This is a genomic window from Caballeronia sp. BR00000012568055 (genome assembly GCF_029439455.1).
In the GTDB taxonomy this organism is placed as follows: domain Bacteria; phylum Pseudomonadota; class Gammaproteobacteria; order Burkholderiales; family Burkholderiaceae; genus Caballeronia.
The window spans coordinates 1-423 of the sequence record NZ_JAQFVG010000228.1 but is presented as its reverse complement, the minus strand read 5'-3'; the positions used below and the strand labels follow the sequence as shown (position 1 = coordinate 423).

1 protein-coding gene is annotated in these 423 nt (G+C 57.9%); it reads left to right on the top strand.

What is annotated here, in order from left to right:
- Window positions 1-7: 7 nt before the first annotated feature.
- Window positions 8-423 (top strand): hypothetical protein (locus tag P7F28_RS10320; protein ID WP_277184388.1); only part of this gene is annotated, 416 nt, incomplete at its 3' end.

Here is a 423-nt window from a genome sequence, read left to right as displayed (position 1 = left end):
CAAGCGAATGCTCGTCGAACTACAGAAGAAGGACGCGGCGCTCGAGGACGGACGCATCCAACTCTTAAACGTTCACTCGCAACTCCAGGACGCAAAAACGGCGCTCTCAGTGTCCGAAAGCGAGGCCAAGCACCTACGCGCTGAACTGGCTACGAGCGCTCGCAAGATCTCCGACCGCGAGGCAGACCTTGCGCGAATGGACGATCACTACAAGCGCAAGCAAGCCGGTCTTAGCAACATGGAAAAGGACCTTGCCGACAAGGACAAGGAAATCGGGCGGCTCACCCGCGAAGCCAACGAGTTGCGCAATCGCAAGCCCGATGTGCAGTACGTCGACAAGCCGACGGCCCCCGCTGGCTACACAAGCATCGCCGAATCCATTCAGAAGAGCAACGACGAGCTCGCTGAAATCGAGAAAAGGAT